Annotated in this window: 22 protein-coding genes; 11 read left to right on the top strand and 11 right to left on the bottom strand. The window is 68.3% G+C overall.

The window, feature by feature from the left end:
• The first annotated feature begins 120 nt into the window (after window positions 1-120).
• Window positions 121-1,290 carry a DUF475 domain-containing protein gene (locus ACWDUA_RS22060; protein ID WP_449753151.1) on the top strand — a complete coding sequence of 390 codons (1,170 nt, stop codon included), beginning with the start codon at window positions 121-123 and terminating at the stop codon, window positions 1,288-1,290.
• A gap of 449 nt (window positions 1,291-1,739) precedes the next feature.
• On the opposite strand, the gene ACWDUA_RS22055 is transcribed toward ACWDUA_RS22060, so the two are convergent.
• From ACWDUA_RS22055 to ACWDUA_RS22045, 3 genes are read right to left on the bottom strand one after another with little or no spacing between them, the layout of a single operon-like run.
• Window positions 1,740-2,504 carry an AIM24 family protein gene (locus ACWDUA_RS22055; RefSeq protein WP_449753150.1) on the bottom strand — a complete coding sequence of 255 codons (765 nt, stop codon included), beginning with the start codon at window positions 2,502-2,504 and terminating at the stop codon, window positions 1,740-1,742.
• Complete coding sequence (locus tag ACWDUA_RS22050) at window positions 2,501-3,199, bottom strand: AIM24 family protein (protein ID WP_449753149.1); 699 nt, start codon at window positions 3,197-3,199, stop codon at window positions 2,501-2,503. The genes ACWDUA_RS22055 and ACWDUA_RS22050 overlap by 4 nt, the downstream gene beginning before the upstream one ends.
• Window positions 3,200-3,209: 10 nt before the next feature.
• Complete coding sequence (locus ACWDUA_RS22045; protein ID WP_449753148.1) at window positions 3,210-3,830, bottom strand: AIM24 family protein; 621 nt, start codon at window positions 3,828-3,830, stop codon at window positions 3,210-3,212.
• Window positions 3,831-3,988: 158 nt separating this feature from the next.
• Between ACWDUA_RS22045 and ACWDUA_RS22040 the strand changes: the two genes are divergently transcribed.
• Genes ACWDUA_RS22040 through ACWDUA_RS22020 form a run of 5 tightly spaced genes read left to right on the top strand, consistent with a single transcriptional unit; the run spans window position 3,989 to window position 9,618 of the window.
• Window positions 3,989-5,104 carry a hypothetical protein gene (locus tag ACWDUA_RS22040; RefSeq protein ID WP_449753147.1) on the top strand — a complete coding sequence of 372 codons (1,116 nt, stop codon included), beginning with the start codon at window positions 3,989-3,991 and terminating at the stop codon, window positions 5,102-5,104.
• Window positions 5,101-6,303, top strand: coding sequence for an HpcH/HpaI aldolase/citrate lyase family protein (locus tag ACWDUA_RS22035; RefSeq protein WP_449753146.1), 1,203 nt, complete (start codon window positions 5,101-5,103; stop codon window positions 6,301-6,303). The genes ACWDUA_RS22040 and ACWDUA_RS22035 overlap by 4 nt, the downstream gene beginning before the upstream one ends.
• Window positions 6,300-7,643 carry a phosphoribosyltransferase family protein gene (locus tag ACWDUA_RS22030; RefSeq protein WP_449753145.1) on the top strand — a complete coding sequence of 448 codons (1,344 nt, stop codon included), beginning with the start codon at window positions 6,300-6,302 and terminating at the stop codon, window positions 7,641-7,643. Before ACWDUA_RS22035 ends, ACWDUA_RS22030 begins: the two co-directional genes overlap by 4 nt.
• Before the next feature lie 14 nt (window positions 7,644-7,657).
• A complete protein-coding gene (locus tag ACWDUA_RS22025) occupies window positions 7,658-8,782 on the top strand; it encodes a cysteine protease StiP family protein (RefSeq protein WP_449753173.1) in 1,125 nt (374 codons plus the stop codon).
• The gene (locus ACWDUA_RS22020; protein ID WP_449753144.1) at window positions 8,779-9,618 is read left to right on the top strand and encodes an HAD family hydrolase; all 840 of its coding nucleotides are present in this window, start codon (window positions 8,779-8,781) and stop codon (window positions 9,616-9,618) included. The genes ACWDUA_RS22025 and ACWDUA_RS22020 overlap by 4 nt, the downstream gene beginning before the upstream one ends.
• A 21-nt stretch (window positions 9,619-9,639) precedes the next feature.
• On the opposite strand, the gene ACWDUA_RS22015 is transcribed toward ACWDUA_RS22020, so the two are convergent.
• A complete protein-coding gene (locus tag ACWDUA_RS22015; protein ID WP_449753143.1) occupies window positions 9,640-10,908 on the bottom strand; it encodes an MFS transporter in 1,269 nt (422 codons plus the stop codon).
• Window positions 10,909-10,997: 89 nt separating this feature from the next.
• Here ACWDUA_RS22015 and ACWDUA_RS22010 point away from each other — a divergent pair, with 89 nt between their 5' ends.
• The 3 genes from ACWDUA_RS22010 to ACWDUA_RS22000 all read left to right on the top strand — a co-directional run bounded on the left by ACWDUA_RS22010 (window position 10,998) and on the right by ACWDUA_RS22000 (window position 13,138).
• Window positions 10,998-11,360 (top strand): MerR family transcriptional regulator, encoded by a 363-nt coding sequence (locus ACWDUA_RS22010; protein WP_449753142.1) that lies wholly within the window; start codon window positions 10,998-11,000, stop codon window positions 11,358-11,360.
• A 123-nt stretch (window positions 11,361-11,483) separates the two neighbouring features.
• Window positions 11,484-12,740, top strand: a complete 1,257-nt coding sequence (locus tag ACWDUA_RS22005) for a TerD family protein (RefSeq protein WP_449753172.1) — start codon at window positions 11,484-11,486, stop codon at window positions 12,738-12,740.
• A gap of 122 nt (window positions 12,741-12,862) precedes the next feature.
• Complete coding sequence (locus ACWDUA_RS22000; RefSeq protein ID WP_449753141.1) at window positions 12,863-13,138, top strand: hypothetical protein; 276 nt, start codon at window positions 12,863-12,865, stop codon at window positions 13,136-13,138.
• A 240-nt stretch (window positions 13,139-13,378) separates the two neighbouring features.
• On the opposite strand, the gene ACWDUA_RS21995 is transcribed toward ACWDUA_RS22000, so the two are convergent.
• Window positions 13,379-14,383, bottom strand: coding sequence for an arsenic resistance protein (locus ACWDUA_RS21995; protein ID WP_449753140.1), 1,005 nt, complete (start codon window positions 14,381-14,383; stop codon window positions 13,379-13,381).
• 61 nt (window positions 14,384-14,444) lie between these two features.
• Between ACWDUA_RS21995 and ACWDUA_RS21990 the strand changes: the two genes are divergently transcribed.
• On the top strand, window positions 14,445-14,870 hold the full coding sequence (locus tag ACWDUA_RS21990) for a MerR family transcriptional regulator (protein ID WP_449753139.1): 426 nt from the start codon (window positions 14,445-14,447) through the stop codon (window positions 14,868-14,870).
• Between the two features lie 71 nt (window positions 14,871-14,941).
• Here the strand turns inward: ACWDUA_RS21990 and ACWDUA_RS21985 are convergent, their stop codons facing one another.
• From ACWDUA_RS21985 to ACWDUA_RS21970, 4 genes are all read right to left on the bottom strand, one after another.
• Window positions 14,942-15,160: a hypothetical protein gene (locus ACWDUA_RS21985; protein ID WP_449753138.1), complete on the bottom strand. Its 219-nt coding sequence runs from the start codon at window positions 15,158-15,160 to the stop codon at window positions 14,942-14,944.
• A gap of 221 nt (window positions 15,161-15,381) precedes the next feature.
• Complete coding sequence (locus ACWDUA_RS21980; protein WP_449753137.1) at window positions 15,382-16,560, bottom strand: alpha/beta fold hydrolase; 1,179 nt, start codon at window positions 16,558-16,560, stop codon at window positions 15,382-15,384.
• A complete protein-coding gene (locus ACWDUA_RS21975) occupies window positions 16,557-17,675 on the bottom strand; it encodes a homogentisate 1,2-dioxygenase (RefSeq protein WP_449753136.1) in 1,119 nt (372 codons plus the stop codon). Before ACWDUA_RS21975 ends, ACWDUA_RS21980 begins: the two co-directional genes overlap by 4 nt.
• 107 nt (window positions 17,676-17,782) lie before the next feature.
• Window positions 17,783-18,166, bottom strand: coding sequence for a hypothetical protein (locus tag ACWDUA_RS21970; RefSeq protein ID WP_449753135.1), 384 nt, complete (start codon window positions 18,164-18,166; stop codon window positions 17,783-17,785).
• Window positions 18,167-18,585: 419 nt separating this feature from the next.
• On the opposite strand from ACWDUA_RS21970, the gene ACWDUA_RS21965 reads away from it, so the two are divergent.
• Window positions 18,586-19,887, top strand: a complete 1,302-nt coding sequence (locus tag ACWDUA_RS21965; protein ID WP_449753134.1) for a TrpB-like pyridoxal phosphate-dependent enzyme — start codon at window positions 18,586-18,588, stop codon at window positions 19,885-19,887.
• 84 nt (window positions 19,888-19,971) lie between these two features.
• Here ACWDUA_RS21965 and ACWDUA_RS21960 read toward each other — a convergent pair whose 3' ends face one another.
• Window positions 19,972-22,413, bottom strand: a complete 2,442-nt coding sequence (locus tag ACWDUA_RS21960) for a phosphoketolase family protein (protein ID WP_449753133.1) — start codon at window positions 22,411-22,413, stop codon at window positions 19,972-19,974.
• Between the two features lie 410 nt (window positions 22,414-22,823).
• Entirely contained in the window at window positions 22,824-23,618 is a 795-nt protein-coding gene (locus ACWDUA_RS21955; protein WP_449753132.1) for an SDR family NAD(P)-dependent oxidoreductase, read from the bottom strand.
• Window positions 23,619-23,625 lie beyond the last annotated feature (7 nt).

The following is a 23,625-nucleotide window of genomic DNA, read 5'->3' as shown; positions in this document are numbered from 1 at the left end:
ACGGGTGCGGCATTCGTGTGCAGCGGGCGTCGCAGCGCGGCGCGCCCACCGCGGTCGGCGGGACTGATCCCCGCGGCCTCGGCGTAACGCCCACCGCATCACCAGAAAGGCCACGCCCCAGTGGTTCTCCGAATATTCGGTCTGTCCTTTGTCATCTCCGTACTGGCGTTGATCGCCGCATTCCTCTACGGCGGCACGACAGCTCTGTTCCTGACCCTGATCCTCGGCATCCTCGAGGTGTCGCTGTCCTTCGACAACGCGGTCATCAACGCGACCGTGTTGCGACGGATGAGCGACTTCTGGCAGAAGATCTTCCTCACCGTCGGCATCGTCATCGCCGTCTTCGGTATGCGCCTGGTGTTCCCGCTCGCCATCGTGTGGCTGGCCTCGGGCCTCAACCCGATCGACGCCCTCGACCTGGCGCTCAACCCGCCACCCGGGGACGCCGCCTACTTCGCCGACGGCAGCCCCAGCTACGAGACAATCATCACCGATGCCCACCCGCAGATCGCGGCATTCGGTGGCATGTTCCTGCTGATGCTGTTCCTGGGCTTCATCCTCGAGGAGAAAGAGGTCACCTGGCTCAGCTGGATCGAACGGCCGCTGGAGAAGATCGGCAAGCTCGATCAGCTCGAGGTGGTCATCGCGTCGCTGCTGCTGATCGTCACCGCCGAGTTCATCGCCCCCGACGACGAGCGGTCGACGGTGCTCTTCGCCGGCCTGCTCGGCATGGTCACCTACATCGCGGTCAACGGGCTCGGTGAGTTGTTCAACACCGATGAGGGAGACGACGAGGACGAGGCCGACGACGAGCGCGCCAAGCACGATCCGCGCGTCGACCAGGCGGCTGCGGTCGCCGACACCGAGCTCCGGCGATCCGGTCCGAGCGATCTCGCCAAGGCCACCGGCAAGGCCGGCTTCTTCCTGTTCCTCTACCTCGAGGTCCTGGATGCGTCGTTCTCGTTCGACGGTGTGATCGGTGCGTTCGCGATCACCGCGGACCCGATCATCATCGCGCTCGGCCTGGGTCTGATCGGTGCGATGTTCGTCCGTTCGCTGACGGTGTTCCTGGTCCGCAAGGGCACGCTCAGCGAGTACGTGTACCTCGAGCACGGCGCCCACTGGGCCATCGGCGCACTGGCGGTGATCCTGCTGTACTCGATCGGTACCCATGTCCCGGAACTCGTCACCGGTGGTGTGGGCGTGGTGCTGATCGGTGCCGCGTTCATCTCCAGCGTCATCCGGCGTCGCAACGAGCCCGAGGGCGCGAAGGACCACATCGAGATCTGATCGCGGAGATCTGATCGCGCACACGACAAACCCCCGGCACTCGGTGAGTGCCGGGGGTTTCGTTCATCTCGCGGCCGGTCGGGTCCCGGCGCGGCCGACCGAGGTTTCGACGGACGGGCCGCCTCGCGCCGTCCACGATGGTCGAGCCGACGCGGAGCGCAGCGACAAGTCGAGTCGAAACCTCAGCCACTCCAGAGGTGGTCATCTCTCGGCGCAACCTGACCGAGGTTTCGACGGACGGGCCGCCTCGCTACGCGAGGACGACCTGCTCAACCACCGATCGTTGCCCGTTGGGTTGAGCCGATGAGGAGCACAGCGACAAGTCGAGTCGTGCTCAACCACCAATGGGCACGATGGTTGAGCCCGGCCACGCGCACAGCGACGAGACGAGTCGAGATCTCCATCGCCGACCGCGAAACGAGGACAACCGGCCGACATGTGGGCGCGGCCTACCCCTGCTGTTGTCCCAGTTGCTGATTGATGTGCTGGTTGATCTGCTGCAAACCGGGCACCGACAGCCCCGGGATCTGCCCCTGGATGGTGCGGATCACCGACATGTCGTTGCGGACCTTCTCACTGGACTGGATGAGAACCGTTCCGCTGCCGGTGAAGTCGAACTGGCGTTCCTCACCGGAGTTGATCCCGAACCGGGCGCCGGCGGCGGCGATGAAGGAGTTGACCCACGCCTGGTCGTAGTGGTGGCTCGGGGACGGGCAGTCGGCCCAGCCGACGAGCGCCTCCGGGTCGACGCGTAGCGGCGGCTCGGCGAACATCACCGGACCGTTCGACGACGCGAGGAACTTGCCAGTGCCGACCAGGGTCAGGAAGCCGGGCACGATGGACTGCTGCAACGACAATTGCGGCTGGAAGGCAAGCAGATTCGAGGCCCGGATGGTGAGGTTGCCGTCCTCGAGATCGTAGGCGTTGATGTTGTAACCGCGGTCGCCGATGATCAGCTTCCCGTGCCCCTCGGCGACGACGTAGTCGCCGAGGTACAGCGGTGCCGAGAACTGTTGGGCCACCATCTGCAACAGGCTGCCCTGCAGGCCGTGTTGCAGGGAGACGAAGTTCATCTGCCCGTAGTAGGCGATCATCGCCCCCTTGGACATGAACCACGGTTGGGTCAGATCGATGCAGAACGAGTAGTCGTTGTCCGGGATGTTGTCGTCGACCGGCAACGACATCGGGTTCCAGACCGTGTTCAACTGGCTCACAGCTTCTCCTCCGACGCCTGGACGTACACGACGCCATGTCCGTTGCATTCCAATTGCATTGCCTCACCACCGGTTCGACCGACGTTGCGCCAGCTCATCGCCGACCGCAGGGAGGTGTTGACCTGTCCGGCGGACGCGACGAAGGCCTGCGGATCGACGGTGACCGGCGGCCGGTCCGGCGCCACCGGGATCTCGAAGACACCCCCGTGGCCGAGGATCACGACCTGCCCTGGCCCCGACAGCTGGGTGGTGAACATGCCCTGACCGGTGACCGCGCCGGCGGCCGCGTTCCGCAGCGACCCGAACAGCCCGCCACCACCACCGCCGCCACCACCTTGGGAGGCGACCGAGACGACCGACGCCTGCAGCCCCGAGGTGTAGGCGAGGGTGCGGGAGGCCTCCACGCGGATCATCCCGCCGACCGCACCGACGTCGACGATCTCGATCTCGATGCCCTTGAACCCGTAGTGCACCACACCCTGACCTTGGGCGATCATCGTCGACTCGTGCTCGCCGGAGAGCATCCGGCCGGCCATCCCGCCGACGCCGCCCATCCCGCCGGGGGCACCGGCGACCTGGTGCGGTTCGAAGAACACGTTGCCGGTGTAGAAGAGCATCGCCCCGCGGCGCGCGACGATCGGGCCGCTACGGCCGATGTCGACGGACACGACCTTGCTGTTGACCTTGGTGAACACTGTTGTCGCCCTATCGTTCCGCCGGTTGGATGGAGACCACGCCGGTACCGTCCCAGCGCAGCGAGAACGCCTCGCCGCCACCCTGGCCGACCGCCGCACGCCAGGTCACGTCGGTGACGAACGACTGGCTCAGCGCACCACGGGCACAGACGAAGGCATCCGGGTCGACCACCACCGGGAACTGCGGCGACACCTCGAGGTGGATCAGCGGCCCGCCCTGCGACAACAGCGCGATCTGGCCGTGCCCGCTGACCGTCGTGGTGAACAGGCCCTGCCCGGAGCTTGCGCCGCGGAGCCCGGCGAAGGCGACGTTGGTCTGCAGGTTGCCGTTGAGCACCATCAGCTGCTGCGACTCCACCTGCAGGGTGTCGCCGTTGAGTTCGATGATGGTGGTCTCGGCGGCATCGTGGGCGAAGTAGACGACCCCGCTGCCGGACGCCTCCATCAGCGACAGACCCTCACCGGTGGCGCGTTGCTTCACGCCGGCGAGCAGGCCGTCGCCACCGCCGAAACCCGCCGACTTGAAGGTGACCTGCCCCTCGTAGGCGACCATCGATCCGGACAACGCCCGGACCGCCGTGTTGTTCAAGCGAGCCTCCACGACCCGTTTCGAACGCTGCACCAGTTGCACCCGCCACCCCTCTCCGCCGGAGCGGCCCGTCACAACGCGCGCCGCGTACGACGGTGAAGATAGTCGATAGCATCGTTTGCGTGCCCAGAAACTCGTCGCGTCGCTGGTTCGGGGCCAGGTCACGCCCGAATTCCGCTCTCGGTGAGTACACAGGACGAATGACGGCGGCGTTCCTGGCGTCGGAGTCCGCGCTCGCCGACATCGACTCGGCGGTCGGTGTGGCCCATCAGCTCGATCCCCGTTCACGACTGCGCGCCGAGTGGACTGCGCTGCGCGAACGCTACGGTCAGGTCACCGCCGACTACCTGCGTCTGTCCGGGGAGGTGGCCCCCGGCCCGCAGCCCCGTCCGGACGAGTTCGCGCGGTGCACCGACGCCCTGGCGGCGATGACCGACGAGATGGCCCGGTTCGGCCATGCCCATGTGCGCGAACTCGACCGGGCCCGTCACGCGGTCACCGAGGTCGGGGTGCTCGATCAGCGTGCGCGGACCGCGGCGACGGCGGCCGGGCAGGCCCTCGAGCACGCCCCGGCGTCGTTCATGCGGCTGAATTCGGTGTCGCGGGCCGCCGATGGGCTGAGCACCGCGATCGGGGCGTACGAGCAGGCCGGCGACCTGCCGGCCCGACGATCCACGGCAAGCGCACTGATCAGCGCCGCCCACCGCGTCGACGCGGCGCTGTCGGAGGCGCCGGACTTCGCCGAGCGGGCCCAACGCGTCATCCGATCGGTCGATACCCGCCGCGGTGGGATCGTCACCCGTGCCGAGCGGGTGCCGGAGACGATGTCGGCGTTGCGCCGCGAGTTCAGTGGCGAGTGCTCGGCGGATCTACAGAACGCCGAGGAGGGGATCCGACGCAACATCGACGCCGCCGATGCCGATCTCGCGAGGGCACGCGACCGGTTGGCCGATGCCCCCGACCAGGCCATCGCCGACGCCGAGAACGCGCGCGACGATCTCGATGCCGCCGAGTTCGCCGTCGACTCCGTACTGAGCCGGTTGGAGCTCCTGCGCCAGGTGCGTGCCGACCCGTCCGCCACCGAGCAGCGTGTCCGATTTCGGCTACGTGACGCACAGCACTTCGCGGTGAACAACAAGATGGTTGACGAATGGGGTTCGGTGCTCGATGCTCAGGCCGACCGGATCTCCCGCGCACACACCCGACTCGAACGTGTCCATCCCGACTACTGGGCATATCTGACCGAACTGCGTGCCGTGGAGGATCGTGTCGCCGAGATCGTCAACCGGATGAGAGGACAGGTGGCGGCGCGATGACCGCAACGGCTTCCGAGGACACCACCGCACCGGCCGTCGAGGGCCCGACCCACTTCCACCACCTGACCGAGGACACCCTGGATCGGCTGTTCCTGCGTCGGCCCGAACCGATCTCACCGTTCTGGGACGCCCGCCGGCTGGGGGTGGCGCTCGGCGCCACCCTGTATGTGCCCGCCACGCGGCCGAACCTGGCCGACGTGATCTCGCGGCGGTTCGCCTCCGGGGTGATGACGATGGTCATCGACCTCGAGGACGCGGTGGCCGATCACGAGGAGCCGGCGGCCATCGCCGGTGCGATCGCCGCGATCGGCGAGCTCGACGGCACCCCTGCCGGCGAGATGTTGCTGTTCGTACGGGTACGCACCGCCGAGCAGATCGAGACCATCACGTCGCTGGCCGGCGGCTCGGATGTGCTGACCGGCTTCGTGATCCCCAAGTTCGACGCCGACAACGCGACTCGCTCTCTGCAGGCGGTGCGTACCGCCGGGGCGGCGACCGGTCGGCACCTGTGGGCGATGCCCGTACTGGAGTCCGCGGCGATTGTGCACCGCGAGACCCGGGATGACCAATTGTCGCGCCTGGCACAGCATCTCGACGAGTACCGGGACATCATCCCGGCAGTGCGGATCGGCGCGACCGACATGTGCGGACTGTTCGGGATCCGGCGCGACCGCGACCTGACCATCTACGACGTGCGGGTGGCCGCGGACGCGATCGCGAGTGTGGTCAACCACCTCGGCCGCGCCGACGGCGGTCACGTCATCACCGGCCCGGTGTGGGAGTACTTCGCCGATCACGAACGACGATTCGCGCCCACCTTGCGGCACACACCTTTCCGCGACCACGACGCCGTCTGGTTCCGTCAGGAGCTGGTCAGCCGCGACATGGACGGCCTGCTGCGGGAGATCGCGCTCGACCGGGCGAACGGTATGAACGGCAAGACCGTCATCCATCCCCGGCACGTGGCCCCGGTGCACGCACTGAGCGCGGTGACCCACGAGGAGTACCACGACGCGCTCGACATCCTCGCCTCCGAGGCCGGCGGGGTGGCCCGGTCGTCGTACGGCAACAAAATGAACGAGATGAAACCGCACCGCAATTGGGCAAATCGTGTGCTCGATCGCGCCGCCGCCTTCGGGGTGACCAACTCCGGGATCGGCTTCGTGGACCTGCTGACCGCCGCGGACTCGGCCGCATGAGCACGACCACGCCGTCCTCCCCGACACCGACTGCACCGGCGCCGACCGCCACCGACTGGGTGACCGAACGGTTCGGGGTGCGGGTCACCGGCGACTCCGACGGTGCGTGGGAGCTCTCGGATCTGTTGATCCTGGGCCTGCGCCGCAACCGCCGTCGGGCCCATCTGCTGGTGTCGACGGTGCTGGGCAAACACATCCCCACCCCACCCGAGCAGGTACGCGGAGCCGCCGACGCACTCGGCGACGCGGTGATCGGGGTTCTCGGTGAGCAGGCAGCCGCCCGCGGCACCGTCATCGGCTTCGCCGAGACCGCCACCGGACTCGGACATTGTGTGGCCGAGCGGATCTCGGCGCAGGTATACCTGCACTCGACCCGTCGGCAGGTGGCCGACGCGCAGGTGCACGGCACCTTCGAGGAGGGGCATTCGCATGCCACCACCCACCTGTTGCAGCCCAGCGACGCCGCCCTGCTCCGCGCCGATCCGGGGACACCCCTGATCCTCGTCGACGACGAGATCTCGACGGGGTCGACGGCGATCCGGGCGATCTCGGCACTGCATGCGCTGGCGCCGCGCGAGCACTACGTGGTGGCATCGCTGGTGGACATGCGGACCGACGACCACCGTGACGAGTCCGACCGTTTCGCCACCGACCTCGGGGTGCGGATCGATCACGTGTCCCTGGCGCAGGGCCGCATCACGTTGCCCGACAGCCTGATCGAGGACGTGTGGGCGCTGGCGACACCCGAACTCAATCCGGTCGGGATGCGTGGATCGGTCACCGAGGTCACGCTGGACTGGCCCACCGGCCTGCCCGATGGCGGCCGGCACGGCTTCCTGCGTTCGGACACCGCACCGTTCCACGCGGCGGTCACCGCCGCGGCCGCGATACTCGTGCCGGCCCTCGCCACCGATCGAGACGTGGTGGTGCTCGGCCACGAAGAGCTGATGTACCTGCCGCTGTGCCTGGCCGAACGCCTCTCGGCAACCGGAGTGGCCACGCGATATCAGACCACCACGCGCTCGCCCGCCCATGTCCGCGACGAGGCGGGCTATCCGCTGCGTCGGGGATTCACCTTCACCGCACCGGAATCCGATCCGGGTACGCCGCGATTCGTCTACAACGTGCTCGCCGCCGACGCGCCGGCCGATGCCCCGCTGCCTCAGGTGGTGCTGGTGATCGACTCCCCCGCCGACACCGACCTCCTTCGTGCCGACGGTGGGGTGCTCGACGTACTCACCGCCGCCGGTCACGACGTGTGTGTGGCGATCGTCCCGGCCACCACACCCACGGCGCTCGCCGACCGCACCACGCCATTCGAAAGGGAAGGTGCCGTGTGAGCACCCCGACCACCATGACCCCACCGCTGCACGGACCGGCCTTCGGCTCCTATGCCGCCGACGAGGTGACGTGGCTGCTCAAAGACCTCTCGCATCTGTCCCTCGAGGGTGATCTCACCGAACGGGAACGCAAGATCCAGTCCGGTGCAGCCCATTACGCGGAGTCCCTGCCGATCGAGTATCAGCCGGGCGAGCAGTATCAGGCACTGTTCCACGAGACGCTGACCGCGTCGGCGGACCGGCTGGCCGAGGCGGTCGGCGTGGTGGCCGAACTCGTCGTCGCCGAGCGCGCCGAGGTGCCCACGCTGGTGTCGCTGGCGAGGGCCGGCACACCGGTGGGCATCCTGATGCGTCGCTGGATCGGTTTCGCGCACGGCACCGATGCCCCGCACTACACGCTCTCCATCGTCCGCGACCGCGGGATCGACCGGGTGGCACTCGATCACATCGTCGCCCGGCACGACCCGGCGTCGGTGGTCTTCGTCGACGGGTGGACCGGCAAGGGGGCGATCGCGCGTGAGCTGTCGGCGGCCCTGGACGCCTACGCCGCCGCCGGAGGCCCCCGACTGGACGGCGAGCTGGCGGTACTGGCCGATCCGGGCTCGTGTACGACGACATTCGGCACCCGCGACGACTTCCTGATCGCCTCGGCCTGCCTGAACTCGACGGTGTCCGGGCTGGTGTCGAGGACGGTGCTCAACGCCGACCACATCGGGCCCGGAGAGTTCCACGGCGCCAAGTTCTATCGCCATCTGATCGATCACGACGTGTCGCGGCTGCTGCTCGACACCGTCTCGGACCGGTTCTCCGCCGTCGCCGACACCGTGGCGCACCGCGTCTCGCAGATGCGGTTCGCCGAGACCGCCGGCGCCGCCCGCCGGCCCACGTGGTCGGGGTGGGCCTCGGTGGAGGCGATCGCCGCCGAGTACGGACTCTCGTCGATCAACTTCGCGAAACCCGGTGTGGGCGAGACGACCCGGGTGTTGCTGCGGCGGGTGCCGTGGCGGGTGCTGGTGAGCGCACCGGATCTGCCCGAGCATCGTCATATCCGGCTGCTCGCGGCCGAGCGCGGGGTGCCGATCGAGGTGCGTCCCGATCTGGCGTACTCGTGTGTGGGCCTGATCAAGGAGGACGCGTGACCGCCCTGGTCGCCACCGACCTCGACCGCACCCTGATCTTCTCCCGCACGGCCATGGGTGAGGAGCAGTTCACCGGCCTCGCACCGGAATGCGTGGAGATGTATCAGGGTGGACCGCTCTCGTATCTCACCCCCGGTTCCCGAATCCTGCTGGAGGAGTTGGCCGCCCGGGTTCCGGTGGTTCCGGTCACCACCCGCACCCCGGCCCAGTTCACTCGGATCATGCTGCCGGGCGGACCGTTTCGATATGCGGTGGTCTCCAGTGGCGGGCGCATCCTGACCGACGGATCCGACGACGCGGCCTGGCGGGAGACCGTCGAGCGGCGGGTGGCGTCGACGTCGGCCACCCTCGACGAGGTGACCGCCGCCCTGCGCGCCCGGATCGACGAGCGCTGGGTGCGCTCCCTGCGGACCGCCGACGATCTGTTCTGCTACATCGTCGTCGACCTCACCGCCCAGCCCGCCGACTTCCTGCCGGAGTGGCAGCAGTGGTGTGGTGACCGGCAGTGGATGGTGTCGCAGCAGGGCCGCAAGATCTATGCGCTCCCCCAGCCGGTGACCAAATCCGCCGCACTCGCCGAGGTGCGGACCCGCCTCGTCGCCGACGGGGCGCTGCCCGCCGACGCCCCGGTGCTCGCCGCCGGCGACGGCCGCCTCGACACCGACCTGCTCGAGTACGCCGACCACGCGATCCGGCCCTGCCACGGCGAGTTGCACGAGATGGGCTGGAACCGCCCGCATGTGGCGGTCACCGCACATCCCGGTGCACTCGCCGGCGAGGAGATCCTCCGATGGTTCACCGGGCGGATCGACCAGGTCGACATGATCGGGGCCTGAGCCCGGCCCGACGGGTCGTCCTCACCCCGCGAGCTCACGCTCCCGACGGACCGTCTGTGTCGGGAAACCGTGGCCGCGGGCGCAGACGGTCACGACGAACGCGGGCAGCAGCAGGGCCAGCACCGCCCAGGGCAACGCACCCGCCCCGACACCGCCGAGCAGCAGCCCGCCGACGACGCCACCGCCGGCGATACCGATGTTCCAGCAGGTGACCACCAGTGATTGAGCGACATCGCCGGCCGGACCCGCGGCCTCGGCGGACGCGGTCTGCAGCAGTGTCGCCGCGCCGCCGAAGGCGAGACCCCACACCGCGACACCGACCAACACGAGCCCGTGCACCTCCACGGCGAGACCCAGAGTGAGCGCCGCGGTGGCGAAGCCGCCCGAGCAGCCGATCATGAGCGGACGCAACCGACGGTCGATGAAGGCGCCCGTGATGCCGATACCCGCCAGCGAGAAGACGCCGAAGACGAGCAACACCGCGTCGACGCGGTCGGCCAGGCCGACGGGTGCCAGGAACGGGGCGATGTAGGTGTAGAGAACGTTGTGCGCCAGGACGAAGGCCAGCGTGACGACCAGGACGGGGGCCACACCCGGGATGCGGACAGTGCGCCGGAGCGGGATGCGGTCCGCCCGCGCCTGGCCGGCGAAATCCGGGACGGTGGCGAGAACCCAACCGATGAGGGCCACGGTCAGTGCGGTCATGATCCCGAAGGTGAACCGCCAGCCGACCAGCTGCGCGAGGAAGGTGCCGAGGGGGACCCCCACCGACAGCGCGACCGGAGCACCCGCCATCGCGATCGCCATGGCCCGTCCCCGCTGTCCGGGTGTCACCATCCGGCGCGCATATCCGGCCAGGAGCGCCCACAGCAGACCTGCGACGACACCCGCGACGAACCGGGCCGTCATGATGAGCAGGTAGCTGTGCGACACGGCGGTGACACCGTTCGCGATCGCGAACCCCGCCACCGCCAGGATCAGCAGGCGACGGCGCGGCCAACCGATCGTCGCCGCCGTCAGTGGCACCGCGGACAGCGCCGAACCGATCGCGTAGACGGTGACGGTCTGGCCGGCCGCGGCCTCGGTGACGCCGAGGTCGGCGCTCATCCCCGGCAGAATCCCGGCCGGCAGGGCCTCGGTCATGATCGTGATGAACCCCGCGGTCGCGAGTGCGAGCAGACCTGCCAGCGGCAGTCGGTCGGGCGCACGCGGAGCGTGCCGTGCGGCGCCGGCCGGTTGCGAGGGGGTGGCCGGCTGCGAGGGGGTGGGCGTGGGCTGGATTCGTGTCATGGCACCATCGTCAAAGGCTGACGTCAACGTCAAGGTCAAGCCCGGACATCGCCCGACGACAGTGAGGCCGGACACATGGGGATCGACACATGAGAATCGGGGAGGTCGCCGAGCTCACGGGCACATCCACCCGCGCGCTGCGCTACTACGAGAACGAAGGGCTCGTCGTCCCGCGGCGACAGGCGAACGGGTACCGCGACTACGACGACTTCCTGGTCGACCGCGTCATCCAGATACGCGGACTGATCGACACCGGGCTACCGACCCGCATCATCAAGGAGATCCTCCCGTGCCTGGACAAGCCCCGCACCATCCACTTCGCCGAAGCGACGCCGGAGATACTCGCCACGCTCGAACACGAGCGTGATCGGATGAGCGGCCGGATCGACTGCCTCACCCGCAACCGCGACGCGATCGACGACTACCTGAAAGCCGTCCGCGCGCTGGCCTGAAACGCCCCGGTCGATCGCACCCCGGGGCACATGACCGGAACGGTCGGGGCCCCGATGACGACCGCGCGGTCGGAGTGGGCCGAGTACGCCGCTCCGGGCGCCGGTGATGGAATGATCGATGGCATGACCGCTCTCGCCAAGGGACAGAACGCCGCACTCCCCGTCGCCGACGTCGCGATCTCGGTGGAGGTGGGCGCCGCCGCCGATGTGTCGGCGCTGCTGGTGACCGACGCCATCAAGGTTCGCACCGACGCCGACTTCGTCTTCTACAACCAGCCGCACGGGCCGGGCGTGGAACTGCAGAACCCGACGACTCAGCCCGTCCTGGTGGTGCGGACGGCCGCCATCCCCGCCGACATCCACGCGGTGCGTGCGGTGATCACCCTCGACGACGCGTCGTCGAGCTTCGGTCGACTGGCCCCGCCGACCGCCCGGGTCAGCGACCTCACCGGCCGGGAACTGTTCTCCTTCACCATCACCGAGCTGAGTTCGGAATCGGTGGTGGTGGCCATCGAGCTGTACCGCCGCGGCACCGACTGGAAGGTGCGCGCCGTGGGGCAGGGATATGCCGGCGGGTTCGCCGATCTGATCCGCGATCACGGTGTGGTGGTCGACGACGCACCTGCCGCGGCACCCGCGGCCCAGGTGGCTCCCGCGTACACGCCGCCGCCCACCCCGCCCGCGTACGCCCCGCCTGCATACACCCCGCCCGCGAACACCCCGCCCCCGGCACCGCCTGCACCCCCGGCGTACACCCCGCCCCCGGCCGCACCGGCAGCACCCGCCGAGGTCAGTCTCACCAAGAACAAGCGGGTCGACCTCACCAAGGGGCAGAAGGTCACCCTCCGCAAGGACGGTGGTGTCGCCCTCACCCGTATCCGGATGGGGCTGGGCTGGGACCCGGTCAAGCGGGGTGGGTTCTTCGGCCGCTCCCGCGATATCGACCTCGACGCCTCGGTGCTGATGTTCTCGCGCGGCCAGGTCGCCGAGGTCGTCTACTACGGCCACCTGCGCAGCAACGACAACTCCGTGCTGCACTCGGGCGACAACCTGACCGGTGAGGGCGAGGGCGACGACGAGGTGATCAACGTCGACCTCACCGCGATCCACCCGGCGATCGACAACCTGATCTTCGTCGTCACCTCGTACCAGGGGCAGACCTTCGAAGAGGTCGCCAACGCGTACTGCCGCCTCGTCGACGAGACCACCGGCGCCGAGCTCGCCCGGTTCACGCTGCAGGGCGGGATGCCGTTCACCGGCGTGACCATGGCGGTGATCAACCGCGAGGGCGCGGAATGGAAGCTGCGCGCGGTGGGTGACGGCTTCCAGGGCAAGACCCCGAAGGACGCACTCCCGCAGGTGCTGCATCACCTGAGCTGAACCGGGTCGGTGCGCTCCACGCCGTGGCGCCCGCGCGGATCGGGCCCGACTCACCCGGTCGAGCGTGGCCCGTGCGGGCCGTCCATCGCGGCGTACCAGAGGGATGCGAGGGTGTCGATCGCGTGGTCGTCGTCGGGTCGGTCGACCCCGCGGTCGCCTTCCCGGCCATCCACACCCAGCAGAACGACTCCAGCGTCGACATGCTCGCCGAGGCCATCAGCGGCAGATCGGCGTCGAGGTGTCCGACGGCCTGGGCGGCGGCGGCGAGGTGGACCCCGATCCCTCGCATGCCCACCGCCCGGACCTCGCGCCATCGCCGGTCGTGTTCGAGGACGGTCATCGACATCTGGACCATCCCGATCATCTCCGGGATGTTCTGCCGGAAATGGGTCAGGTAGACCGCCACCGCGCCGCGCACGCTCTCGTACGGGTCGGCCGACTTCACCCGCATCGACTTGGTGACCATGTCGTCGGTGAACTGGTCGAGCAACTGCGTCTTGTTCTCGTAGTAGCCGCAGAACAGCCGGGTGACCGTCCAGCGGCGCGGGCGATGTCGGCGATCCTGGCGCCAGGGCCGAATCCGAAGTCCGTTTTCAGCGTGGCCAGGTCGCCCGACCTTCTCCGATGGGACATGCCGATCAGGGCGGGCACGAACCCGGGACGTCCGACGCCCGGTCGTCGGTGATCACGCGCGGGACCAGCCGCACGAAGAGCACCATCACCACGAGTTCGACGAGTGTCTGTGTGACGACCACCAGGGGGGCGAGATCGAATGCCGACGGCAGGGCGAGCACGAGCGGAAGGACGACCAGCGAGTTACGGGTCACCCCACTGAACACGATGCTGCGACGGCCGGGCACGTCGAGACCGGCGATGCGGCCCGCGACGGCACCGACGACCAGCATCACCGCTGCGAACAGGACGTAGACCGGAATCGTGATCAGGAGCGACGACAGCTCGCCACGGACGCCGGCGATCTGTGACATGACCACCACGACCAGCGTCAGCACCATGGTCGGCACCATCGCCGCCAACGCGGCCGCCTCGAAGGCGGCGCCCCGGGCGGTGCGACCGGCCCACCACTGTGTGGCGGCGGCGAGGACCAGCGGCGCCACGATGATGAACGCGAACGCCTCGACGAAGGGGCCGAACTCGATGGTCCGGACCACATCCGCCCCGACGAAGAGCCACAGGAAGGCCGGCAGCGCGACGATCTGCACCAGCATCAGCAGGGGCGCGGCGGCCAGCAACCGGTCCTTCGCTCCCCCGGCCAGACCGCTGAAGACGATCACGTAGTCGATGCACGGCGCGAGCAGGACGAACAACACCCCCACGAGCAGTGGCCGGTCCTGCGCGACGATCCGCGACACCCCGAACACGACGACCGGGACGGCGACGAAGTTCACGGCCAGGACGGTGGTCAGGAATCGCCAGTCGCTCACCGCGTCGCCGATCTGCGCGAACGGGATTCCGAGAAAGGTCACGTAGAGCAGGAGTGCGAGGACCGGGTTGATCGCCGATTCGGCCGGCCCGGCGAGCGATGGGGCCGACAACCCCAGCACGGCCCCGCCGACGATACCGGCCACATACAGCGACACCTGGTGTCGCTCCATCCACTGCACCGCGGTCGCCATCGCATCCATCACCGGCCGACCTTAGACATTCGACTCGACTCGAAGGTCAAGTCCACATACGGTCGACCGTGTGAGACTCACGATCGCCGACGCCGCTGCCCGAAGCGGGATACCCGCGACCACCCTGCGGTTCTACGAATCGATCGGTCTGCTCACACCGCGACGCGCGCACAACGGGTACCGCACCTTCGATTCACGGGACCTCGAACGGCTCGGTCTCATCACCTCGGCCAAATCCCTCGGACTCGAGTTGCCGGAGATCAAGACGTTGCTGACCTTGGCCGACACCGGCACCTGCACCGACACCCGCCAGTCCCTGAAACCGCTCCTGCGGCAACAGATCGCCGACGTCGAGCAGCGGATCGCCGGTCTGGCCGAACTCCGCGATCACCTCCGCGGAGCCTACGAGCACGTCGCGGACTGCCCGGACAGCCCTGAGCCGTGTATGTCCGAGTGCGCATTCCGGACCTGCGCGGATGCACCCGATCCCAACTGAGCACGAGCGGGAACCCCGGCACGTGGGAGAACGCACGGTTCCCTGTCGCATCCGGTCCGCGCAGCACCTGCTCACGCCGTCCGTCGGAGATCCAGGCATCCGGTGGCAACAGCACTGTCGCGCAGCCGGCCCGGGGTCGCGCCGGGCGCTGCGAGGGCACGGGTGACGTGCGGGTGCGCATCGTGTTCCCGGGTGGCACCCATTCCGTCGCAGATCTGGACCAGTGAACTCGACGCCGCGCTGTAGCCGTCGGCGGCCTCCGCCCGGCCGGGCAGTGCGATGGCCGGCATCTCTGCGCAACACCGCGGGCGCCCCCGACACCCCGATGTAGGCCGGCGGCGTGGCGCCGTCGACACCGCGGATCGGAAAGCATTGCGTCACCGCGGAGTCGAGGACGACGACACCCAGTGCGGGACCACCGGGGTCGTCGAGTTCGGCGAGGACCGCGTCGGCAGAGTATCCGCGCAACGTGGCGCGGATGCCGTCCGGAGACTTCGGGACCACGACGGCGTCACACCGCCGTCCACGAGCGCTCCCCCAGCCACCCGGTGATGACCTCGACCGCGCGCTGCAGGTGCGGTATCTGCTCGCGTCCCGAATAGTAGTGTGTCGCACCGTCGATGGTGTGCAACGTCTTGTCCGGATGGGCAATCGCGTCGAACAGGCGATGCGTGTGGCTGGGTGTGCATGCGTTGTCGGCGGAGTTGCCGATCACCAGCGCCGGGACCGCGAGATCGACGGCGCACCGTGGGCCGTCGCCGTTGGCGTCGTCGATGCTCCACTGCGACAGCCAACTCCGCAACGTGGTGAACCGCGCGAGGCCCACCGGGCCCATGTTGACGATCCGCGGATCGCCCAGGTAGCACCCGGGTTCGCGATCGTTGGGATCCTGGGTGAGGTCGAGCCACCGCGGATCGGCCATGGTGCCGTGCACGATGAATCCGCGCTCCATCAGCGGTTCGCCGGAGTCACGCAGATCGGCCAGCCGCGCTTTCACCCAACCGGTGATCCGTCGGTTGCGGTCGATCTGGGCCGCCCGGTAGCGGGCGAGGAACTCCTCGGTGTACGGCGGCTGATTCTGGTTGCCGGGGTCGTACAGGTCGAGTTCGGGATCGCGTGTACCCGGGTCGGTCTCGTCGACGATGGACGGATCCATCCATTCGGTGAGCGTGCCGTGGCGGCTGACATGCGCGGCGAGCAGCATCAGACCGTCCGCGGCGGGCAGGTCGAGCCGGGTGAGGTCCGGGGGTTCACCGGCCGGGGTCTCGGTGACCGTCGCCTGCCGCGCCTGCTGCTGGTAGTAGAGCGAGAGTGCGCCACCACCGCTCCATCCGGCGAGGACGACCTTCTGATATCCGAGGCGTTCCTTGGCATCTCGCACGCATGCGCCGAGGTCGGCAACCACCTTCTCCATGATCAGGGCGCTGTCGACACCCCGGTAGCGACTGTTGCAGTAGATGACGTGATGGCCTGCCCGGGGTAGTGCATTGGTCATCGGGAGGTAGGCGCCACCCCCGATCGGGTGCATGAACACGATGACGGTGTGGGAGTGGATTCCCTTGGGCTTCAACAGGTAGCTCTCGAGTACCACCGATTCGGTGACCCCGCCGTAGGTGTCGCGGTAGGCGGAGGTGTCGTCGAAGACGATCAGGTAGGGGATGCGCTCGTAGTCGAATCGATTGCGGCTCATACCTGTACCTCGGCGGGGACCTCGGTGGCCGCGGTTCCGAGGACGGCCGGGGTGGGCGTCAGACGACGCCGGGTGTCGACGGCGATCACTTTCCATTCGACACGGGTGTCGGTGTCGAAGCGTCGGCGGGCACGCTCTCGGGCGCGTTCGGGGATACCGTGGTGGATGCCCTGAGGCGCATGGGAGATCAGTCCGGGCGGCATGTCGACGCCGAACATGCTGCCGCCGTGGAAGAAGGCTATCTCGTCGTAGTCGGTGTTGCGGTGGTACCAGGGCAGTCGTTCGGTCCCGGCGCGCCCCTCGGCCGGTCGGGGCAGGAAGTTCATCACGTAGACGCCGGTGGCCTGCATGAACAGATGCACCGTGGGTGGCAGATGGACCGAGTCGGAGGTGATCACGTCGTAGTCGTCGATGTTGTAGGCGAACGGGAAGTTGTCGCCGCGCCAGCCCTCGACGTCGAGCGGATGGAAGCGATAGAACACCGAGGTGGCGCCCACGCGCTCCCGGAACCGGATCTCGTACTCCTGCGCACCCTCGGGTGCCGGGTCGGTGAACACCTCCGGTTCGGGGACCACCACCAGCGACGGGTCGAACGGGAAGTGCCGACCCAGCACACCCGCCTCTGGCACCCGGTACTCGTCGGTGGCCTCGATGATCAGCAGCGTCGACGGTTCGGCGGGCCGCTGCCGATGGGTGACGCCTTTCGGGAGGTACAGATAGTCGCCGGGGCGGTAGGGAAGCCGACCGAATTCCGTTTCCAGATAGCCGGTTCCGGCATGGACGAAGACCAGTTCGTCGCCGTCGACGTTGCGGGTCCAGAACGGCGCGGTGGTGCCGCGGCGGCTCAACGAGATGCGGCAGTCGTCGTTGTGGAACATCACCAGCGGCGCACCGGACGGGTCGGACTCGTCGGTGGGGGTGAGATCGGAGATCATCCGGTCCACGCCGGCGAGATCGCCGACCACTCGGTACTGCGTCGGATCGTTGCGACGGTACAGATTGGCCGTGCGCCCGGTGAATCCGGACCGGCCGAGTTCGTCGTCCTTGAGGCCGTCGAGATCACGGTGCAGCTGCCGCGGGGTACGACCCTTGGTGAGGTGGATGAACGATTCCATCGTGTCGGGCTCCTGGCGATCGGGACAATGCTGGTGAGATCAGCTGCGCGGCAAGCCGAGTCCGTGGTGGGTGATCGCCTCGTGCGCGAGCTCGTCGGCGCCGTCGATCAGGTGGGGCATGGGACCCCGAGCATGAACTCGCTGCACGCGATCCTGTCGGGCTCACCGAGGGCGATCACGACGTGATCGCGCAGGAGGTCGGCGACGGCATCGGCGGCCCGGGTCACCACGAGCGCACCCACCGAGCCGGCGACCGGTTCGAGGGCGTGGGTCCACGACGCAGGGGTCGGCGCCGACAACTCGCGCGCTGCGATGATCGCGGCGACGACGCGCGCGATGTGCGGACGGAGCACCGGGTCGGACTCGCCGTCGAGGCTGCGGATCATCGTGACCGGGCGTTCCGTCGCGGCCGGGGTGAACGGCGGACCCACATCACCCGCGGTGCCACGCACGCCCTGGCCGGGCGCGGCCACACCCTCCGGACAGGTCATCGTCGCCATCCGCATCAACCCCCAGTGCAGTGACGGAGCTCACCCCCGTCGGCATTTCTGATGCTAGATTCAGATTCAACAGTCGACAAGGGTTCGGCGGAAACGACATTCTCCGAGCCGACGGGGACGCCGGGTCGGTCGTCGTGCCCCGGATGTGTCGACGAGGTCGGCTTCGGAGGTCGTGCGGTGTGCTGGTTCTTCTGCTGCCGCTTCTTGGGGCGGCGCTTCGTGGTACCCGACATCGTGCCCGACACCAGTTCGTCCGCGCCCGTACCGCGAGGGCCCCGGCCCGGCCTGGGCCCGCCCTCCCCGGGCGGAAGGGATCGTCGGGGTCGAACGGCGCCCCAGGCCCTGCACCGCCGGTCCGCGCCGGGCGGTTCCCGGCATATTCCCAGCGAGGGCGCCTAGAGTGGACATCCATGACGATGCATGCGGATGCCACCAACCCCGATCTGATCACCGTCGACGTCCCGACGCACTGGTACAACCTCGCGGCCGAGCTCGACACGCCGATCCCTCCCCACCTGCACCCCGGCACCAAGGAGCCGGTCGGTCCCGACGACCTGGCCGCCCTGTTTCCGTCGGGTCTGATCGCGCAGGAGGTCTCCACCGAGGCCTACATCGAGATCCCCGAGCCGGTCCGTGAGATCTACAAGATGTGGCGGCCGTCGCCGCTGTTCCGCGCGCGCCGGTTCGAGCAGGCGCTGAACACCAAGGCGCGCATCTACGTCAAGTACGAGGGTGTCAGTCCGGTGGGTAGCCACAAGACCAATTCGGCTGTGGCGCAGGCCTACTACAACAGCATTGACGGGGTCACCAAACTCACCACCGAGACCGGTGCCGGCCAGTGGGGCAGCGCGCTCGCGTTTGCCGGCGCCCAGTTCGGCATCGACGTGGAGGTGTGGCAGGTCCGGGCGTCGTATGACTCCAAGCCCTACCGTGGCTACCTGATGCGCACCTACGGGGGCACCGTGCACCCGAGTCCGTCGGATCTCACCGAGTCCGGTCGCGCGATGCTCGCCAAGGATCCGAACACCACCGGCTCGCTCGGCATGGCCGTCAGCGAGGCCGTCGAGGTCGCCGCGAGCAATGCCGACACCCGGTATGCACTCGGCTCGGTGCTCAATCACGTTGTGCTACACCAGAGTGTGATCGGCCAGGAGGCCGTGGAGCAGCTCGACGCCGTGGAGCCGGGTGGCGCCGACGTCGTCTTCGGTTGTGCCGGTGGTGGTTCGAACCTCGCCGGCCTCTCGTTCCCGTTCCTGCGGGAGAAGATCCACGGCCGGTCGGACCCGCGTATCGTGGCCGCCGAGCCGTCGGCCTGCCCGTCGATCACCCAAGGCGAGTACCGTTACGACCACGGCGACGTCGCCGGTCTGACACCGTTGCTCAAGATGCACACGCTCGGAATGGATTTCGTGCCGGATCCGATCCACGCCGGTGGCCTGCGCTACCACGGTATGGCGCCGGCGCTGAGTCACACCGTCGAACTGGGCCTGGTCGAGGGCACCGCCATCGCACAGCATGACGCCTTTGCCGCCGGGGTGCAGTTCGCCCGCGCCCAGGGCATCGTGCCGGCACCGGAGTCGACACATGCGATCGCCGCCTGTGCCGCACACGTCGCCGACAACGACACCGAACAGGTCGTGGTGATCGGCCTGTCCGGCCACGGTCAGCTCGATCTGCCCGCGTACGCGGAGTTCCTCGACGGCAACATCTGAGTCCCGTCGTCACCCAGAACCATGGCGGTGGTTGCGTTCTGGCTCGGTTTCCGATCCAGGACGCAACCACCCGCCGCCTCGGACTCAGTCCGCCGACGACCACACCCAGTCACGGACCTCCGGCAGATCCTCGAAGTGTTCGCGGACGTACTCGTGGTGACGCGCCAGCTGCGCCCGGCAGTACTCGGCCAGCTCCGCACCCTTCTCCGGTGCACGCCGTGACCGCCGGAGGGCCTCGAGCACCAGGTGGTAACGGCTCATCCGGTTGAGTACCACCATGTCGAACGGCGTTGTGGTGGTGCCCTGTTCGTTGAACCCGCGAACGTGGAACCGGCCCGGGTGGGTGCGGCCGTGCAGGAGCTGGTGCACCGCCCGCGGGTAGCCGTGAAAGGCGAAGACCACGTCGGTGTCGCGGGTGAACAACTCGATGAACCGGTCCTCGGGCAACCCGTGTGGGTGATCGTCGTGCGGCAGCAGGGCCATGAGATCCAGCACGTTGATCACCCGGGTCCGCAGATAGGGCACCCACTCACGCAACAGCTGGGCGGCCGCCAGGATCTCCTGGGTCGGGACGTCTCCGGCACCGGCCAGGACGATGTCGGGCGCCCCGCCGTCGACGCCGCCACTGCTGTCGTCGGCCCGCTCGGTACCAGCCCACGGCCAGATCGATGCACCCGCGGCCGCCTGCTCGTTCGCCTCGTCGAGGGTCAGGTATTGCAGGTGCGGCTGTTTGTCGACGACCAGGACGTTGACGTGGTCGCGGCTGCGGAAGCAGTGGTCGGCGATCGACAGCAGCGTGTTGGAGTCCGGCGGCAGCCACACCCGCACCACATCCGGTGCCAGCGGCAGCACCAGGTCGATCAGGCCCGGTCCCTGGTGGGAGAAGCCGTTGTGGTCGTTGCGCCAGCAGGTGGAGGTCAGCAGGATGTTCAGCGATGCCACCGGCTCCCGCCACGGCAGGCCGGCGGCGTGCTGCAGCCATTTGGTGTGCTGTACCACCATCGACGCCGACACCATCGCGAACGCCTCGTACGTGGCGAACACACCGTGCCGTCCCGAGAGCGTGTAGCCCTCCAGCCAGCCCTGGCACAGGTGCTCGCTGAGCACCTCCATCACGCGGCCCGACGCCGACAGCCCGTCGTCGACGTCGGTGGTCGGCAGCTGCCAGCAGCGGTCGGTCTCGGAGAACACCGCGCCCAGGCGGTTGCTGGTGGTCTCGTCCGGGCAGAACAGCCGGAAGCTGCCACCGCCGTCCGGCGTGGTGTTCTCGCGGTAGATGTCACGCATGAACTCGCCGAGCACCCGGGTGGTCTCGTGCACCACCACACCCGGTTCGTCGATCTCGAGGGCGTAGTTGCTGATCGGCGGCAACCGCAGCGGTGTGAGCAGGCGGCCGCCGTTGGCGTACGGCGTCGCGCCCAGACGCAGATCCCCCGCCGGCGCCAGCCCGCTGATCGTCTCGACGATCGCACCGTCGGCGTCGAACAGGTCCTCCGGCCGGTACGACCGCAGCCAGTTCTCCAGGATCTCGAGGTGCTCGGGGTTCTCCCGCACCCCCGACAGCGGCACCTGATGCGCCCAGTGTGTGCCCTCGATCTTCTTGCCGTCCACCACCTTCGGGCCGGTCCAGCCCTTTGGCGTACGCAGCACGATGGCCGGCCACCTCGTGGTGTCGGTCCGGGGCTCGTCGGTCCGTGCCGTGCCGGTCCGCGCCGAGGCCTGGATGGCGCGGATCGTGCGGTGTGCCTCGACGATCGCCGAACGCAGATCCTCGAACACGGCGGCCGGATCGGATCCCTCGACGAACACCGGCCCCCAGCCCTGCCCGCCCAGGTAGTCGGAGATGTCGGCGTCGCTGCTGCGGCCCAGCACCGTCGGACCGGCGATCTTGGCCTCGTTGAGATGCAGGATCGGCAGCACCGCGCCGTCACGCGCCGGGTTGAGGAATGCCGGGATCTTCCACGATCCCGCCAGTGGACCTGTCTCGGCCTCCCCGTCGCCGACCACACACGCCACCACCAGGTCCGGATGGTCGAAGGCGGCACCGGCGGCGTGGACGAGGGCGTAGCCCAGCTCGCCACCCTCGTGGATGCTGCCGGGGGTTTGCACACTGACGTGACTGGGTATGCCGCCCGGCGTCGAGAACTGCCGGCACAGGCGACGCACGCCGTCGGCGTCACGGGAGATGTGCGGGTAGATCTCGGTGTAGGTGCCCTCGAGATAGGTGTTGGCCACCAGCGCCGGACCGCCGTGACCGGGTCCGGTGATGTAGAGCCATTCCGTCCCGGTCTCGGCGATGATGCGATTGAGGACCACATAGATCGCCGACAGGCCGGGGCTGGTTCCCCAATGCCCGAGCAACCGCGGTTTGATGTGCTCGACGGCCAGCGGTTCACGCAAGAGCACATTGTCCTGCAAATAGATCTGCGCGATCGTCAGGTAATTCGCGGCGTCCCACCACCGGAGATCCGCGTCGAGTTCGGCCTTCTCGTAGGAGCACTGCTGTATCTCGCGAACGTCGGACATCCGGGTTCCCCTTGCTGAGTTCATGTGGCGCTGCTGGGTTCGTCGGCCCTGCTTGGTTTGTCGACCCTGCATGGTTCGAGAACTCCCACGGACCAATTGCGTCGAATGGGCAAACGGCCCGAATCGATGGAATTCCCTGCGATACCCTGCCCCCTTCATACCCGCTGTCGGCCCCATTGTCAGGGCGTCATCCGTAAGCCCCCTGGCCCTTCACCATCAATTCATCGGAAATGTCTTGTATGGCCCTGCGCGGAGGTTGTGGTGCCTCACCAGGCGCTGCCCGCGGACGAACTCGGCGATGTCGTCCAGGGCGGCTCGCCACTCGTCCGCGGCGGACGAGGCGGGCGAGGAGGAGGCCCTGTCATCCCGGGCCGACTCACCACAGGACCGCGCCCGCGTGAAACCACCGGCTAGGCCGATATGCCGCCGTTCGGACTGACCACCTGGCCGGTGATCCGACGTGCGGACGGGCCCGCGAGAAAGACAGCCAGTGCCGCGATGTCACAGGGGTCCGCGACCCCGAGCGATGCCAGCTTGGTGGCCTTCTGAAAGAGCTTCGCGCTGAACGGCGCACTCATCACCCGGTCGTAGCCGCCGCTGTCCGCGATCAACGACGGAGTGATGGCATTGACGCGGATTCCATCGCGCTTGGCTTCCATCGCCATCGCCCGTGAGAACATGACGATCGCGGCCATCGCGGCACCGATCACCGTTTCCCCCGGCGTCGGGACCTTCCCGGCGTCAGAGGCGATGTTGACGATCGCGCCGGTTTGCTGCCGGCGCATGTGCGGCAGGACGGCGCGACTCATGTTCAGCGGCCCGAGGAGTTGATCGGCGACGATCTGGGGGATGTCGACCGGGTCGATGTCGTGCAGTAGCTGTGGGTTCGCACTTCCGGTCGTCGACGTCACGAGTATGTCGACGCCTCCCATCTTCTCGACCAGTTCGTCGACCGTTCCGGCCGCCTGGTCCGGGTCGTTGACGTCAGAGGATGCGAACTCCACCTGCGCGGTCGGGAACTCCGTGGACAATTGTGTGGCAGCAGTTCGTCCCCGTTCGGGATGACGTCCGACGAGCGCAATTCGGCGGACACCGCCTTCGGCGAATTGACGTGCGATCTCCAATCCGACTCTGCCGGTTCCCCCGACCACAATCGCCGCCGAATCCCCCAGCTTCTTGACGACCGGGCCGCTGTCTGATGCCATTTCTTTT

Source organism: Gordonia sp. NPDC003376 (genome assembly GCF_053589235.1).
Note: the sequence above shows the minus strand (reverse complement) of the source record. Positions and strands in the feature narration are given on the sequence as shown.